This window comes from Nitrospiraceae bacterium, assembly GCA_035623075.1.
GTDB lineage: Bacteria > Nitrospirota > Nitrospiria > Nitrospirales > Nitrospiraceae > DASPUC01.
Map to the genome: position 1 here is coordinate 1 of DASPUC010000034.1, position 15383 is coordinate 15383.

Below are 15383 nucleotides of genomic sequence, written 5' to 3' on the forward strand. Positions count from 1 at the left end.
CATCACCGAACAAACTACGGGATGAACTGTTGGATCGGGAACTGTTTGATACACTCTGGGAGGTGAAGGTGCTCGTGGAGCGCTGGCGGCAGACCTACAACCGGATTCGGCCCCACAGCGCCCTGGGCTATCGTCCGCCGGTACCGGAAGCCATCGCGCCACGGTGCGCGTGAGTCACATTGCAAGTGGTACAACTACAGGGGGCAGGTCAATCTACCCCAACATCTCCCTGTACTATTATTGGAACGATAAAGGCAGCGGGACGATGCGATGATGTTCGGTTGAGCGCTCTGTCAAATCCTTCTCTTGACCTCCTCCAGCGGTCGTTGCAGCAATAAGATGGGTCGATATATCACGGACTTGCGGGCCAGGACTAACGCCTGACGAGGCTCGCTTGTAACCTTCCCGAACCTCACCGCGACTAGCAAATAGAAGGAAAAGCAGCGGTCACAGTTTTGTCCTATATTAACCTGATGAAGGAGGACACCATGAGACGGAGTACGTTGTTGATTCTTGGCCTTGGGTTGGCGAGCGCACTCATTACTGCACCGATGGTGCGTGCCGATGATGGAGCCCGCTGTTCCGGCGGCAAAGCCCACATGATGTCGCATCATGGTGGACATAGACATGGCAGTATGACCACTCACCTGCTCCGGCACCTCTTGAAAAACAAGCAGGAACTTGGTCTTACCGATGAACAGGTCACGAAACTCCGTGCCGTCGCGCTCGATGCGGATCGAGCCCGTATCCGCGCAAAAGCCGAGGTGAAGGTCAGCGAACGGGAATTGCGCGCACTGTTGTGGGATGAAAAGACCCCCCTTCCCGCGATCGAAGCGAAGGTAAAGGAAAAGGAATCGTTCGACGCCACCGTCCGGATCATCGGCATCAGGGCCGGACGGGAGCTCATGGGCGTCCTGACACCGGAGCAAAAGGAGAAACAGAAGGCCTTGTGGCAGCAATACCGGCACCGGGATGGGGGTCATATGATGAAGGCTGAAACGGATGACTCCTCGAACGAAGCTAGTGAAATGGAAGCCGGCTTCAATGCTTCCGAGGTCGAGGTGAGCGAAGTGGAGGGTGGACCGTCGGCCGGGTAACCTTGCGATCCGACTCACGTTCGACAAGACATCGTACGATGGTATGATGAGCGACAGCTCTCTTGGGACGTGTATAGTAGGTGTGCCAGGAATGCACTTGCCGATGGCCGATGAGTCGTTAACGGATCTCTCACGGGCCTCAGAAGACAGCGCTCTCATCCGGCGGATCATCGGAGGGGAGACCGACCGATTTTCAGATGTTATCAGTCGATACCAACGTCACGTGATTCGCATCGTCAGTCGGCGGGTGCCCGCGGATCACGTCGAAGAGATCGTTCACGATGTGTTTGTCAAGGCGTATTTCGGGTTGGCGCAGTTTTCGGACTCGGTCTCCTTTGATCACTGGCTGGCCGGTATTGCCGTCCGAACGTGCTACGATTTCTGGAGGGCAAAAAAACGCGAAGAGCTGCCGGTCAGTACGCTCACCGAGGAGCACCATCGATGGATTGAGCACGCGCTGGCCGCTCGGTCAAATGATCAGTTTCGCGACCAAGCGCGAAAGCAAGAGGCGGCGGAGATCCTGGAATGGGCGCTCAGACAGTTGTCACCGGAGAATCGAGCTGTGCTGACCTTGGTCCATCTCGACGGTCATTCAGTGCGTGAGGCGGCACACCTGTTGGGATGGAGTGTGGTCAACGTGAAAGTACGAGCGCATCGTGCCCGGCGGGCACTTCGCAAAATCCTGAGCGCCACCTCACGAGGGAGCACATAAATGGGACATCGTGATGACGAGATCCAAAGGCTTGAGCGCACCCTGACCGAATCCTATCGGTCTCAGCCGGACCTCCCGATCGGCGCTGTCGATGTGACGCAGAACGTCATGCGAGCCATTCGCCAATCGACCAACAGCAACGCTCGGTGGATCCCGACCGTCTCGCTCGATCAGCTCGTCTGGCGGACAGCGACGATCACAGCCGCGGTAGTGCTGGTTGCGATGGTCCTCACCGTCCAGATGTTTGGGTCTCCTGCGGGAGAGAGCGCGGGGTTGTTGGCTGAGGAGTTCGACTCGAGCCCGTTATTCATGGATTACTGAAGCGGGAGGAGCTTACCATGTCACGACTCAGATTATGGGCGGGCCTGATCGTCCTGTTTGCCGCCGGTGTTTTGACCGGCATCCTCGGGACCCTTCTCTACGTTGACACCGAGCGGACGCAACGTGGAGATCGAGGCCCGGTCGCCCAACACGAACGGATCATGAAGCGGCTCACGCAGGAGCTGTCACTCACCGCGCAACAGCAAACGGAGATCGATCCGATCGTGACTTGGGCTCATCTGGCGATTCTCGAGTTGCGGTTTTCGCATCAGGTTGAAATAGAGGACATCCTGACCAAAGGAATGACGGACATGAAAGCGAAGCTGTCTTCGGCCCAGCAGTCGGACTTGGACAGGATGTATGCGGGGCTGCAACAACGCTGGCAGACTTCCCGCGACTATCTGGCGGCGAAGAAAAAGGAAATAGCGCCGTAGTAGGGTTGCCTGACCGGCGGCGAGCGTGCAGATAAGAAGGACCACATGCCAGAATCCCTTGGCTTTGCGACGACACTGAAACGATGGGTGATCGGGCTCTCTGCAGCCTGCCTCCTCGCCTTGGCCGGGTATGCCCTTCTGGCGAAGTCGGGCGAGGAACCGTCACGCGCCGGCCAGACCCCGAGCGGAGCACGTGCTCTGCCTGTGACGGTGGCTTCGGCTCGAACGGGTGACATCGGCATCTACCTCAACGGGCTCGGTTCGGTAGTGCCGCTGAACACCGTCAATGTGAAGAGCCGAGTCGATGGCCAACTCATGAATGTGCTGTTTCAAGAAGGGCAGATCGTCCGCAGCGGCGAGTTGTTGGCGCAGATCGACCCGCGACCGTTTGAAGTGCAATTGGAACAGGCCGAGGGACAGATGGCACGCGACCAGGCGCAGTTGAAGAACGCCCGGCTCGACCTGGAACGATACAAAGGGCTGTACAAACAGGACTTCATTCCCAAGCAACAACTGGACACCCAGGACGCGATGGTGCGCCAGCTGGAAGGCATCGTGAAGGCCGACCAAAGCCAGATCGACAATGCCAAATTGCAGCTGATCTACAGCCGCATCACGGCGCCGATCAGCGGACGGGTGGGATTGCGGCTCGTGGATCCCGGGAACATGGTTCGCGCCAACGACACGAATGGTCTCCTGGTCATCACACAACTCACGCCGATTACCGTCATCTTCACCATTCCGGAGGACAATTTGCCTGCGGTTCTTGAACGGCTCAAAGCGGGTCAACAGCCGACCGTCGACGCGTTCGACCGGGAGCAAAAGAAAAAACTGGCCTCCGGTACCCTGCTCACAGTCGATAATCAGATCGATCCCAACACCGGCACCGTTCGGCTCAAGGCAGTGTTTCCGAACGAGGACAGCGCCCTGTTCCCCAATCAATTCGTCAATGCGCGCCTGTTGTTGGAGGTAAAACATGGCGTCACCATCGTGCCCTCCGCTGCGATTCAACGGGGAACAAAGGGCACGTTCGTCTATGTGGTGAATGATGATCGGACGGTCGCTGTTCGAACCGTCGCTATTGGCACGACTCATGGCGAGGAGGCATCGATAAGTTCGGGGCTCGCCCCCAACGAATTGGTCGTCGTGGATGGCACCGAGAAACTGCGCGAAGGCAGCAAGGTCGATGTTCGGAACCAGAATGATCAGCCTGCGAAAGGATCCGACGTTCCGCCGGCTGACCTTGAAAGGCCGCCGCGAGGAAGACGATCGTGAATCCATCCCGCCTGTTCATCATGCGGCCGGTGGCGACCGCTTTATCGATGGTCGCCATTCTGCTGGCTGGTGTGTTGGCCTACCGTCAGTTGCCAGTCTCCGCCCTACCCCAGATCGATTATCCGACCATCCAAGTCCTGACGTTCTACCCCGGCGCCAGTCCCGACGTCATGGCCTCGTCCGTCACGGCGCCGCTCGAGCGACAGTTCGGGCAGATGCCCGGCCTGAATCAGATGACCTCGACCAGTTCCGGCGGCAGTTCGGTCATCACATTGCAATTCAGCCTCGACCTGAGCCTGGATGTCGCCGAACAACAGGTACAGGCCGCGATCAACGCATCTTCCACGTTCCTCCCGCGCGATCTTCCGAACCCGCCGGTCTATAACAAGGTTAATCCAGCCGATGCGCCGATCCTGACGCTGGCTCTGACGTCGAGCACGTTGCCCCTGCCACAAGTGGAAGATCTGGCGGAGACGCGATTTGCGCAAAAAATCTCCCAGCTTTCCGGCGTCGGGCTCGTCAGCATCAGCGGCGGCCAGCGACCGGCCGTCCGCATTCGGGCGAATCCCCGAGCATTATCGGCGTACGGGCTCACCTTGGAGGATGTGCGCGCGACCGTGGCTGCGGCCAACGTCAATCAAGCCAAAGGGGCCTTTGACGGGCCGCGAAGGGCCTCCATCATCAATGCAACCGACCAATTGCTGTCGAGCCGCGATTATCAGCCGTTGATCGTTGCCTATCGCAACGGCGCGCCCGTCCACTTGTCCGACGTCGCTGACGTTGTTGACGATGTGGAAAACTTCAGGCAGGCAGCCTGGATGAACGAGACACCGGCCGTTCTCATCAATATCCAACGGCAGCCGGGAGCGAACGTCATCGAAGTGGCAGACCGCATCAAAAACCTGCTGCCTCAACTCCAGAGCGCGCTGCCGTCCTCCGTGCAAGTCACGGTGCTGACCGACCGGACCACTTCCATTCGAGCCTCGGTGCGCGACGTGCAGTTTGAGCTGATGCTCGCCGTGGCACTCGTCATCATGGTCATTTTTCTCTTCCTGCGCACACTATCGGCGACCGTGATTCCCGCGGCGGCAGTGCCCTTGTCGATCGTGGGGACATTCGGCGCAATGTACCTGATGGGGTTCAGCCTCAACAACCTGACGTTGATGGCACTCACGATCTCGACGGGCTTTGTCGTGGACGACGCGATCGTCATGATCGAAAACATCTCGCGGTACATCGAGCGGGGCGACTCGCCGCTCCAGGCCGCACTCAAGGGATCACAACAAATTGCGTTCACCATTCTTTCGCTGTCGATCTCGCTCATCGCGGTGCTCATCCCGCTTCTCTTCATGGGTGACGTGGTGGGCCGGCTGTTCCGCGAGTTCGCGGTTACGCTGAGCTTTACGATCGTCATATCGGCGATCGTCTCACTCACATTGACGCCGATGATGTGCGCCAGACTGCTCCGCTACCGGCGTGAAGTGGACCAGGGAACGTTTTACCGTTGGTCTCAAGAGGTCTTCGATCGGGTGATCGCGGCCTACGGCAGGACACTGCGGTGGGTCTTACATCGTCAATCTGCGACCCTGGCGGTCGCGGTCGGGACGCTCCTGTTCACCATCCTGCTGTATATCGTCGTGCCCAAAGGCTTCTTTCCTGTGCAGGATACAGGCGTGATCCTGGGCATTTCCGAAGCGGCCCAATCGATCTCGTTTACCGCGATGGTTGAGCGTCAACAGGCGTTGTCCGCCGCCATCCTCACGGATCCAGCCGTCGCTAGCCTGTCGTCTTTTATCGGTGTGGACGGAACCAACATTACACTCAACAGCGGACGCATCCAGATCAATCTGAAGCCTTTGGCTGAACGCAGGATCAGCGCGCAGGAGGTGATCGGCCGCCTGCAGCCCCAGGTAGCCGGCGTTGACGGCATCACCTTGTTTCTCCAACCGATGCAGGATCTCACGGTCGAGGATCGGGTCAGCCGTACGCAGTACCAATATACGCTGGAAGACGCGGATCCGGAGGAGCTGAGTCGATGGGCTCCCACGCTCGTTGAAGCATTGCAGGCCCTGCCCGAATTGCGAGACGTGAGTAGCGATCAACAGGACCAGGGACTTGCCTCTTTGTTGGTCATCGATCGCAGCACAGCCTCTCGGCTCGGCATCACGCCCCAACTGATTGTCGATACGCTCTACGACGCGTTCGGACAGAGGCAGGTATCCACGATGTTCACGCAGTTGAACCAATATCGCGTCGTGCTCGAAGTGATGCCGGAGTTCCAGAGCGGGCCGCACGCGCTCCAGTTTCTCGATATCCGGTCGCTGACCGGCGGGCAGGTTCCGCTGAACGTGTTTACCCAGTTCTCCGAGACGACCACCCCCCTGGCCATCAGCCGGCAGGGACAGTTTCCCGCCGTCACGTTGTCGTTCAATCTCGCGCCGGGGAAATCCCTGGGTGACGCCGTGACGGCTATCGAACAGGCAGCACAAGCCATCGGCCTGCCGGCGAGCATCAGGGGGAGTTTTCAAGGGACCGCCCAGGCGTTTCAAAATTCCCTGGCGAACGAAACCTGGCTGATTCTCGCAGCCCTCGTCACCGTCTACATTGTGCTGGGCATCCTGTATGAGAGCTATATCCACCCGCTCACGATCTTGTCCACGCTCCCGTCTGCGGGCGTCGGTGCGCTGCTGGCCTTGATGCTGTTCCGCACCGACTTCAGTGTGATTGCGTTGATCGGCATCATTCTGTTGATCGGAATCGTAAAAAAGAACGCAATCATGATGATCGACTTCGCGCTCGACGCGGAACGCAAAGAAGGCAAACAGCCGGAAGAAGCGATCTACGAAGCCTGCCTCTTGCGCTTCCGGCCGATCATGATGACGACGATGGCCGCGCTGCTCGGGGCGCTGCCGCTGGCGATCGGCTCGGGGGTCGGCTCGGAACTGCGGCATCCGCTCGGGATCGCCATCATCGGCGGGCTGATTCTAAGCCAGGTGTTGACGCTGTACACCACGCCGGTCGTCTATTTGGCCTTCGATCGGCTCGCGCGTCGCGTCAGCTCCCGTCAGTCGTCGACTCTGGATACCGAGGCGTTGACCCCCGGTACGTTATGAACATTTCCGCGCCGTTCATCCACCGTCCGGTCGCCACGACCCTGCTGACCATTGGCGTTACGCTCGTCGGCATCGTGGCGTTTCGATTTCTCCCTGTCGCTGCGCTTCCTCAGGTGGAGTTTCCGACCATCAACGTGTCCGCCACGCTGCCGGGCGGAAGCCCGGAAACCATGGCCACCTCTGTGGCGGCCCCGCTCGAACACCAGTTCACGCGCATTGCCGGTGTGACGGAGATGACGTCCACCAGTATGCTCGGCTCTTCCAATATCACACTGCAATTCGAACTGAGTCGTGACATTGACGGCGCCGCTCGAGACGTCCAGGCCGCAATCGTGGCCGCGAGAGGCGATCTGCCGGCCAACCTGCCGAACAGACCCACGTATCGCAAGATCAACCCGGCCGATGCGCCGATTCTCATCCTGTCGCTGACCTCGGACATCGTCAGCCGGGGCCGGATGTACGATGTGGCATCGAGCATCCTCCAGCAGAAGCTGTCGCAGGTCGACGGCGTAGGCCAGGTGACCGTGGGAGGAGGCTCGCTGCCCGCCGTGCGTGTTGATCTGAATCCCACGGCACTGAACAAATACGGGATCGGACTGGGCGACGTCCGCCAGATGCTGAGCAACACGAATGTGAACCGTCCGAAGGGTCAACTTGCCAATGAAACACGCACGTGGGAGATCAGAACAAACGATCAGCTTCACGACGCAGAGGACTACCTGCCATTGATCGTGAGCTACCGGGAGGGACGGGCCGTACGGCTGTCGGATGTCGCGGCCGTAGAGCAGTCGGTCGAGGATCTCCGGACGACAGGGTTGTCGAACGGGATCCCGGCGGTCCTCATCATTATCAACCGGCAGCCGGGTGCGAATATCATCGAGACCGTTGACCGTGTGCGAGCATTGCTTCCGCAGCTGGAAGCATCCATCCCCGGCAGCATGACCCTCTCGGTCGTGGTCGACCGGACCCCAGTCATTCGCGCATCGCTCCACGACGTCGAACGGACGCTCGCGATCTCCGTGCTCCTCGTGATCCTGGTAGTCTTCCTGTTTCTTCGGGACGTTCGCGCCACGCTCATTCCCTGCGTAGCGGTACCGGTTTCTCTGATCAGCACGTTCGGGGTGATGTATCTCTTCGGGTATAGCTTGGACAATCTTTCCCTGATGGCGCTGACGATTGCGACTGGATTCGTGGTGGACGACGCGATCGTGGTTTTAGAAAACATCAGCCGCTACCGCGAAGAGGGCATGGCGCCGTTTCAGGCTGCGCTGCGCGGCGCGCGCGAGATCACGTTCACCGTTTTGTCGATGACCTTGTCGCTGGTCGCGGTGTTTGTTCCCATCCTCTTCATGGGCGGCATGATGGGCCGGTTGTTCAGGGAATTCGCGGTCACACTCTCCGTGGCGATTCTCGTCTCACTCGTCGTGTCACTGACCACGACCCCCATGATGTGCGCGCGGGTGCTGAAGTCCGAACAGGGCCGGACTCACGGACGGTGGTATCGGTTCAGCGAGCGGTTCTTCGAGGGCATGCGCGGTGGATATGCCCGGAGTCTCGCGTGGGTGCTACGCCATCCGCGGAGCATGTTGGCGCTCACGCTGGCGACCATGGCTGTGAGCGTCTATCTCTATACCGCTGTCCCCAAAGGATTTTTCCCCCAGCAGGACACCGGGCGCATGTTCGGGAATATTCAGGCCGCACAGGATATTTCGTTTCAAGCGATGCGCCAGAAGCTGACGGAAGTGGTGGACATTATCAAGAGCGATCCGGCGGTCGATACGGTCACAGGGTTCAGCGGCGGAGGCGTGAGCGGTCAAACAAATACCGGCCGGATGTTCATCGCGTTGAAACCGCTTCAAGAGCGACAGATGAGCGTGGACCAGGTGATGGCCCGGCTGCGCCCCAAGCTGGCCAAGGTGCCCGGCGCACCGACGGTGCTCCAGGCGATTCAGGACCTGCGTATCGGCGGCCGGGCAAGCAGCGCGCAGTACCAATACACGCTCCAAAGCGTGGACCTGGCCGAATTGAACACGTGGGCGCCCCGGGTGGAACGTCAATTGCGTACGCTGAGCGAAATTGTGGACGTGAACAGCGATCAACAAGACAAGGGGCTCCAGTCGCTGGTCGTCTTCGATCGCAGCACGGCCTCGCGACTCGGCCTCAGTCCGCAGCTCATCGATGACACCCTTTATGATGCCTTCGGTCAGCGCCAGGTCTCCATCCTCTATACGCCGTTCAATCAGTACCACGTCGTGATGGAAGTCGCCCCGCAATACTGGCAGAGCCCCTCCACACTCCAGGAAATCTATGTGCGGTCCCCCACAGGAGCGCAAGTGCCGCTGAGTGCGGTGGCGCGCTACGAACCCACGAACACGTTGCTGCTGGTCAACCATCAGGGGCAATTTCCCGGCGTGACGCTGTCGTTTAACATGGCGCCAGGCGTGTCGCTGGGCGATGCGGTGAAGGCCATTGAAAAATCCACGCGGGAGATCGGCTTACCAGCCGGCGTCCATGGCAGTTTTCAGGGCACGGCCAAAGCCTTTCAGGCGTCGGTGCAGAACCAGCCGTTGCTCATCCTTGCCGCGCTCATCACGGTCTATATTGTCTTGGGGATTCTCTACGAAAGTTACGTCCATCCGGTGACGATTCTGTCGACACTGCCGTCTGCCGGCGTGGGAGCGCTGCTCGCACTGCTCCTCTTTAAGACGGAGCTGAGCATGATCGCACTCATCGGGATCATCCTGCTGATCGGGATCGTGAAAAAGAACGCCATTATGATGATCGATTTCGCCCTGGACGCGGAACGAAAAGACGGCAAACGGCCGGAGCAAGCGATCTATGAAGCCTGCCTGTTACGCTTCAGACCAATCATGATGACGACGATGGCAGCGCTGTTCGGCGCCTTGCCGTTGGCGCTCGGAACGGGAGTGGGCTCGGAACTGCGTCGGCCGCTCGGCATCGCCATCGTCGGCGGGTTGCTCGTCAGTCAGTTGCTCACCCTCTATACGACGCCGGTCGTGTACCTTTATCTTGATCGAGTGCGCCTGCGTTTCTTACGAATGCATCCGAGGGCGGTGGAAGCCAGGCCGCTGCCCCAATAAGATCCAGCCCCAGACCGTGCGTAGCGGCGACGGAAGATATGATCCTGTGGTAGGCTTACTCAAGGTGGTGGTGAGGTATGATCGCAAGGACTAAGCGTATCGGGCTCGCTCTGAGCAGCCTTCTCATGATCGTCGGCTGCTCCACGACGCCGGCTCCCGGAACAAACCCTGATACCGTACGACAACATGCAGACAAAGCGTTTCAACAACTGAGAGTGGAAGAACACCCGCAGGAACAAGGCGCCTCTCCTTCCGCTCAGCCGATTTCAAAGGTCGAGGATACCACATCCCCACCGGCAGCGGTCGCCCCAAAAGACGTGCAGATTCCGCCCGCCGAGGTCGGCCCATCCGACGGCGAGTACGTCCGCGCGACAGGATACGGCAATCTCACAAAGGGGCTCTACCTCTGTCAGCATTCGGCCGACCTGGCTGCGCGTGTTGAGCTCTCAAAGCTCGTCCGTGTCCAGGTGAAGGAAAAATCGGTGGATCGAATCCGGGAAAAGACCGGAAAGGACGCCGAACAGGATATCGAAGTGGTCCGCGAAGGCCTGGTCGACCAAGTCCTCAGCGATGTACGGATCGTGGATCGCAAAGTGGACAAAGAAGCGGGCACCTGTTCAAGTACTGCGGTGATCCCCAGACGGAATCTTTTCCCGACGCCGCCGACTCCCGATGCCAAGATCGCTGCTCCCCAGTAAACGAGTACGCCCTTCCGGATCACGCAACTATCTAGAAACAGACTTTCACGCTGGATATCGCGCGCCCTCGTCAGTAAAATGAACGGCGCGAAGGGGACGGTGGTCCGAAGCGGGTCACAACTCAGCTGAAACGAGGGAGAGCATGCCTGGATTCGAGTTGATTGGCGAGGAAGAACGCCGCGAGGTTCAGCAAGTTCTCGAATCCGGCGTGTTGATGCGTTACGGATTCGATGCGGCGCGGAACGGGCAATGGAAGTCGCGCGACCTTGAACAGGCTCTGGCGACTCGTTTCGGCACGCGACACGCCCATGTCTGCTCCAGCGGGACGGCCGCCCTTAGCACAGCTTTGGCAGCGTGCGGTGTCGCGGCCGGTGACGAAGTCATCCTTCCTCCCTTCACCTTCGTCGCCGATCTTGAAACGGTGTTGCTCGCGGGCGCGGTGCCTGTCTTCGCCGAAATCGACCAGACTCTGTGCCTGGACCCGCATTCGGTCGCGGCCGCCATCACGCCGAAGACCAAGGCCGTGCTCGTAGTTCACATGTGTGGAGCTATGGCACGGATCGATGCGTTAGCTGAATTGTGCCGTACGCACCGCCTGATTCTTATCGAGGATGTCGCTCAGGCAGCCGGTGCAAGCTTTCGAGGCAAGTCGCTGGGCACCTTCGGGAAGATCGGGTGCTTCTCCTTTGACTATGTGAAAACCGTCACGTGCGGAGAGGGCGGCGCGATCATTACCGACGATGCTCAAGTCTATAACCTCGCGCAGGCCTTTACCGATCATGGCCATGATCATCTGGGTGCCGACCGAGGTGCTGACAATCACCCGCACATCGGCACGAACTACCGCCTCAGCGAACTCAATGCTGCGGTCGGCGTCGCTCAGCTGGCGAAACTTGACCGTATCCTAGAAACCCAGCGGGCCCATAAGGCCCAACTCAAGGAAGGCCTCGCGGGACTCCACCGCCTGCAGTTTCGTGAGCTTCCCGACGCTGCAGGAGACTCGGCCACCTTCTTGAGCTTCCTTTTACCGACTGAAGACGAGGCACGTCAGGCTGCCAAATCCCTGGGAGCTGCCGGCGTCGACGGCTGTTTCTACTGGTACGACAACAATTGGCACTACCACCGGAAATGGGACCATATTAAGACGTTCACATCTCCAGGCCGCTTGCCCATCGATCGCTTCGGATACGGCGCCGATCTGACGAAAATTTCCCTGCCCCAGTCCGATGCCATCATGGGCCGGACTATCTCAATGTTGATCAGACTGCGGTGGACGCAGGATCAGGTGCGTGATAGACTCGCGCGGATGAAATCGGTTTTAACCTAGCTCCTACACCGTCCTCTCAGGTTGGACATCCCCATGAACGTCGCGATCATTGTTCCGGCCCGCATCGGCTCGACGCGCTTTCCAAAAAAGTTGCTCCACCCGGTCAAGGGCAAACCCGTCATCGTCTGGACCGCCGACCGCATCAGGAACGAGGCGCCTGAGTTTCCCCTTTACTTTGCCGTGGATCACGAATCGCTGGCTGACGCGCTCCGCAAAGAGGGATACGAAGTCATCATGACCGATCCAGGCCACTCCTGTGGAACAGACCGGATTGCCGAAGCCAACCGCGGCCTCAAGGCCCGGTATGTAATCAACGTGCAGGCCGACGAGCCCTTGGTGACCGGAGAGCAAATTCGCCAACTTGTCGATCTCATTCAGCGCGACACGGAGATGGCCACATTAGGAACGCCGGTGCGGTACGACAAGGATTACCGGAATCCGAACCACGTCAAGCTGGTGTGCGATGAGAACGGCTATGCCGTGTATTTCTCCCGCGCGCCGATCCCCTATTTCCGAGACACACACGGGGCCTTCGAAGCGGAGGTGGCGGCCGGCGTTCCGGTGTTGATCCATCTCGGGCTGTATGCCTACACAGCCTCCTTCCTCGAGCTGTTCAGCAGGCTCCCTCCGGGCAAACTCGAGCAGGTCGAGAAGCTGGAGATGCTGCGCGCCATGGAACGAGGGCACCGAATTAAGGTGGGAATCACGAAAGATGCGTTGATCGAGATTGATACTCCTGATCAGGCCGTGGATTTTGAACAAGTCGTTACCGAGCGATTCTTGTCGCACTAAACATAGGAGGGTGAATAATCGTTTGGTCATTCGTCCGATGGAGATAGGCAGGCGGTGCAGAGGGGCTGAGAGTCTTCGTCAGGATGCTCAATTAGGTTGTCCTCGTCATATTGTATTCATCGTTCGTACTTCGTATCTCACAAGCGAATTACGCTTCCCGGGTCTACCGAGCGGCACGAGAACCACGCCTGGTGAAGGGCGTGTCTTGACACAGCGGAGCTGGGTCCGTGAGAACGGGGACCTTTTCAACATCCTGAAAGGACGTAACCATGTACCGAAACCTCCGCTTAGTCCCCCAGCTTATTTTCGGGCGAGGCAGCATCAATCAGCTCGGGGATATTCTGACTAAGCAACGCACCGAGAGTGGATGTCCCGTCGTGTTTCTCATCGACGCAGTCCACGAGAAACAACCGTTCGTCCAGCGATTGCCGCTCCGCGCGAATGATTTGATCATCTTCGTGGATGTCGGAACGGAACCCAAGACCCAGTATGTGGATGAGCTCACGGAGCGGGTGAAGGCCTTCTCGAACCGCCAGCCGGACGCGATCGTGGGGATTGGAGGCGGCAGCGCGATGGATCTCGCCAAATCCGTCTCGCTTATGTTGACCAACCCCGGATCAGCCTCCGATTACCAGGGGTGGGACCTGGTAAAATACCCGGCGATTTATCACGTCGGTGTACCGACGCTGGCGGGAAGCGGAGCAGAGGTCTCGCGCACCGCGGTCCTGACGGGACCGGTGAAGAAGCTGGGCATCAATTCCGATTTCACGCCCTTCGACCAGATCATCATGGACCCCGATCTGATCGCAACCGTCCCACCGAACCAGCGATTCTACACCGCAATGGATTGCTACATTCACTCCTGCGAATCACTGCAGGGCACGTTTATCAATGAGTTCAGCCGCGCCTTCGCGGAAAGCGCGCGCGACATCTGCCGCGACGTGTTTCTCAACGACTGCGACGCGAACGTGGCCGATGAACGGCTGATGGTGGCATCGTACTTCGGCGGCTTGAGCATCGCCTATTCCCAAGTCGGCGTCTGTCATGCCCTCTCGTACGGGCTCTCCTACGTGCTAGGGGTGCGTCACGGCGTGGGTAATTGCATCGTGTTCACTCAGCTCGACGAATATTACGGTAAGGACGTCCGTGAATTTCAGCGCATGATCGACAAGAACCATATCGACTTGCCCACGGGTGTCACCGGCGCGGTGGAGGAAGCAGGCATGAATAAGATGATCGACACCGCGCTGGGGCTCGAGCCCCTGTGGAAAAACGCGCTTGGTGAGAACTGGAAGCAGATCATCACCCGCGAGAAGATCCGCTCCTTGTATGCGAGAATGTGAAACCGCTGCGTCCTGCCGGCATGCATAGATGAGGTTATTGCCCCTTCACCCACTCCTCGAGGCTCCCTGATCCGACCCGTGAAAATCCTTATCGTGAAAACCAGCGCGATCGGGGATGTGATTCACACTCTCCCTGCGCTGTTGTCGCTTCGCCATCACTATCCGGACGCGCATATCGCCTGGCTGATCGAAGAAATGGCGGCCGATCTGATCACCGGCCATCCGGCGCTGAACCGCGTGCTCGTTTCCCGTCGCAAGGCGTGGCTGGCCGACCTGCAAGCCGGACGGGTGTTGCGGGCCCTGCGAGAGTTCGTCCGGTTCATCCGCACCCTGCGGGATACTCGGTACGATCTGATCATCGATTTTCAAGGGTTACTCAAGAGCGCCATCTGGGTTCTCCTGGCGAAAGGAGTCCGCAAAGTGGGATTCGGTCGGGGGATGCATCATGCCGAGCTCAGCTACGTGGTGTTGAACGAACCGGTGCCAGCTGTCGACATGAACCAACACGCCATCGAGCGGGAATTGCTTCTCCTCAAAGGAATCGGAGTGCCTACCACAGGTGTGCGTTACGAACTTCCTATTTCGCCCGAGCATGAGTCCGAGGCAGCTGCGCTGCTGCGCGCGTCGGGCATTGACGATCGGGATCGATTGGTTGTCATCAATCCCATGGCTCGCTGGCCGACCAAGTTGTGGGAGCCGGCCTCTTTCGCCGCAGTGGCGGATGGACTCGAAGGCCAGGGCATTCGTGTCATCTTCACTGGCGGGACGCAGGATCGATCGTCCATCGACGAGATTTGCCGATTGATGACGAGCAAGAGCCGCCGGGTCGATGGCCGAACCAGCCTTAAAACTCTTGCGGCGATTTACAGGCGCGCACAGGTGCTGCTCACCACGGATAGCGGCCCCATGCATCTGGCCGTGGCGATCGGGACGACGGTCGTCGCCTTGTTCGGGCCGACCGCTCCGTGGAGGACTGGTCCTTACGGCCCAGGCCATACGGTGTTGCGAGCAGGGATCAGCTGTAGCCCCTGTTTCAAGAAGGACTGTTGGACCACTGACTACGAGGAGCGGGCCTGTATGAAACGCTTGACCGTTGACGAAGTCGTTCGGGCCGTCATGGAGAAAATGGCGACGGCGCCGATCGCAGCCTCTTTGAACTGACGGGAGATC

General features: G+C 59.1%; 13 protein-coding genes. All 13 read left to right on the forward strand.

From position 1 onward, the window contains the following. Positions 1–173: integrase core domain-containing protein (locus VEI50_11460; protein HXX75739.1), on the forward strand; the 173-nt coding region annotated here is incomplete at its 5' end. Positions 174–488: 315 nt separating this feature from the next. Further along, entirely contained in the window at positions 489–1097 is a 609-nt protein-coding gene (locus VEI50_11465) for a hypothetical protein (GenBank protein ID HXX75740.1), read from the forward strand. Beyond that, on the forward strand, positions 1078–1809 hold the full coding sequence (locus tag VEI50_11470; protein HXX75741.1) for an RNA polymerase sigma factor: 732 nt from the start codon (positions 1078–1080) through the stop codon (positions 1807–1809). The genes VEI50_11465 and VEI50_11470 overlap by 20 nt, the downstream gene beginning before the upstream one ends. Continuing rightward, complete coding sequence (locus VEI50_11475) at positions 1810–2130, forward strand: hypothetical protein (GenBank protein ID HXX75742.1); 321 nt, start codon at positions 1810–1812, stop codon at positions 2128–2130. 17 nt (positions 2131–2147) lie between these two features. Continuing rightward, positions 2148–2564 (forward strand): hypothetical protein, encoded by a 417-nt coding sequence (locus VEI50_11480; GenBank protein ID HXX75743.1) that lies wholly within the window; start codon positions 2148–2150, stop codon positions 2562–2564. A 45-nt stretch (positions 2565–2609) separates the two neighbouring features. After that, positions 2610–3839, forward strand: coding sequence for an MdtA/MuxA family multidrug efflux RND transporter periplasmic adaptor subunit (locus tag VEI50_11485; protein ID HXX75744.1), 1230 nt, complete (start codon positions 2610–2612; stop codon positions 3837–3839). Further along, positions 3836–6952, forward strand: coding sequence for an MdtB/MuxB family multidrug efflux RND transporter permease subunit (locus VEI50_11490; protein ID HXX75745.1), 3117 nt, complete (start codon positions 3836–3838; stop codon positions 6950–6952). Before VEI50_11485 ends, VEI50_11490 begins: the two co-directional genes overlap by 4 nt. Continuing rightward, positions 6949–10053, forward strand: a complete 3105-nt coding sequence (locus tag VEI50_11495) for a multidrug efflux RND transporter permease subunit (GenBank protein HXX75746.1) — start codon at positions 6949–6951, stop codon at positions 10051–10053. The genes VEI50_11490 and VEI50_11495 overlap by 4 nt, the downstream gene beginning before the upstream one ends. Before the next feature lie 77 nt (positions 10054–10130). After that, positions 10131–10751 carry a hypothetical protein gene (locus VEI50_11500; GenBank protein ID HXX75747.1) on the forward strand — a complete coding sequence of 207 codons (621 nt, stop codon included), beginning with the start codon at positions 10131–10133 and terminating at the stop codon, positions 10749–10751. A gap of 142 nt (positions 10752–10893) precedes the next feature. After that, positions 10894–12078: a DegT/DnrJ/EryC1/StrS family aminotransferase gene (locus VEI50_11505; protein ID HXX75748.1), complete on the forward strand. Its 1185-nt coding sequence runs from the start codon at positions 10894–10896 to the stop codon at positions 12076–12078. 33 nt (positions 12079–12111) lie between these two features. After that, on the forward strand, positions 12112–12870 hold the full coding sequence (gene kdsB / locus VEI50_11510; protein ID HXX75749.1) for a 3-deoxy-manno-octulosonate cytidylyltransferase: 759 nt from the start codon (positions 12112–12114) through the stop codon (positions 12868–12870). Positions 12871–13139: 269 nt separating this feature from the next. Next, entirely contained in the window at positions 13140–14213 is a 1074-nt protein-coding gene (locus tag VEI50_11515; protein ID HXX75750.1) for an iron-containing alcohol dehydrogenase family protein, read from the forward strand. A gap of 78 nt (positions 14214–14291) precedes the next feature. Then, entirely contained in the window at positions 14292–15374 is a 1083-nt protein-coding gene (locus VEI50_11520) for a glycosyltransferase family 9 protein (protein ID HXX75751.1), read from the forward strand. The last annotated feature ends 9 nt before the right edge of the window (positions 15375–15383 follow it).

Bases quoted from the DNA above. Each gene is read 5' to 3' on its own strand.
- VEI50_11465 (HXX75740.1), top strand. From the start codon at position 489: ATGAGACGGAGTACGTTGTTGATTCTTGGCCTTGGGTTGGCGAGCGCA.
- VEI50_11475 (HXX75742.1), top strand. From the start codon at position 1,810: ATGGGACATCGTGATGACGAGATCCAAAGGCTTGAGCGCACCCTGACC.
- VEI50_11480 (HXX75743.1), top strand. From the start codon at position 2,148: ATGTCACGACTCAGATTATGGGCGGGCCTGATCGTCCTGTTTGCCGCC.
- VEI50_11485 (HXX75744.1), top strand. From the start codon at position 2,610: ATGCCAGAATCCCTTGGCTTTGCGACGACACTGAAACGATGGGTGATC.
- VEI50_11495 (HXX75746.1), top strand. From the start codon at position 6,949: ATGAACATTTCCGCGCCGTTCATCCACCGTCCGGTCGCCACGACCCTG.
- VEI50_11500 (HXX75747.1), top strand. From the start codon at position 10,131: ATGATCGCAAGGACTAAGCGTATCGGGCTCGCTCTGAGCAGCCTTCTC.
- VEI50_11505 (HXX75748.1), top strand. From the start codon at position 10,894: ATGCCTGGATTCGAGTTGATTGGCGAGGAAGAACGCCGCGAGGTTCAG.
- kdsB (HXX75749.1), top strand. From the start codon at position 12,112: ATGAACGTCGCGATCATTGTTCCGGCCCGCATCGGCTCGACGCGCTTT.
- VEI50_11515 (HXX75750.1), top strand. From the start codon at position 13,140: ATGTACCGAAACCTCCGCTTAGTCCCCCAGCTTATTTTCGGGCGAGGC.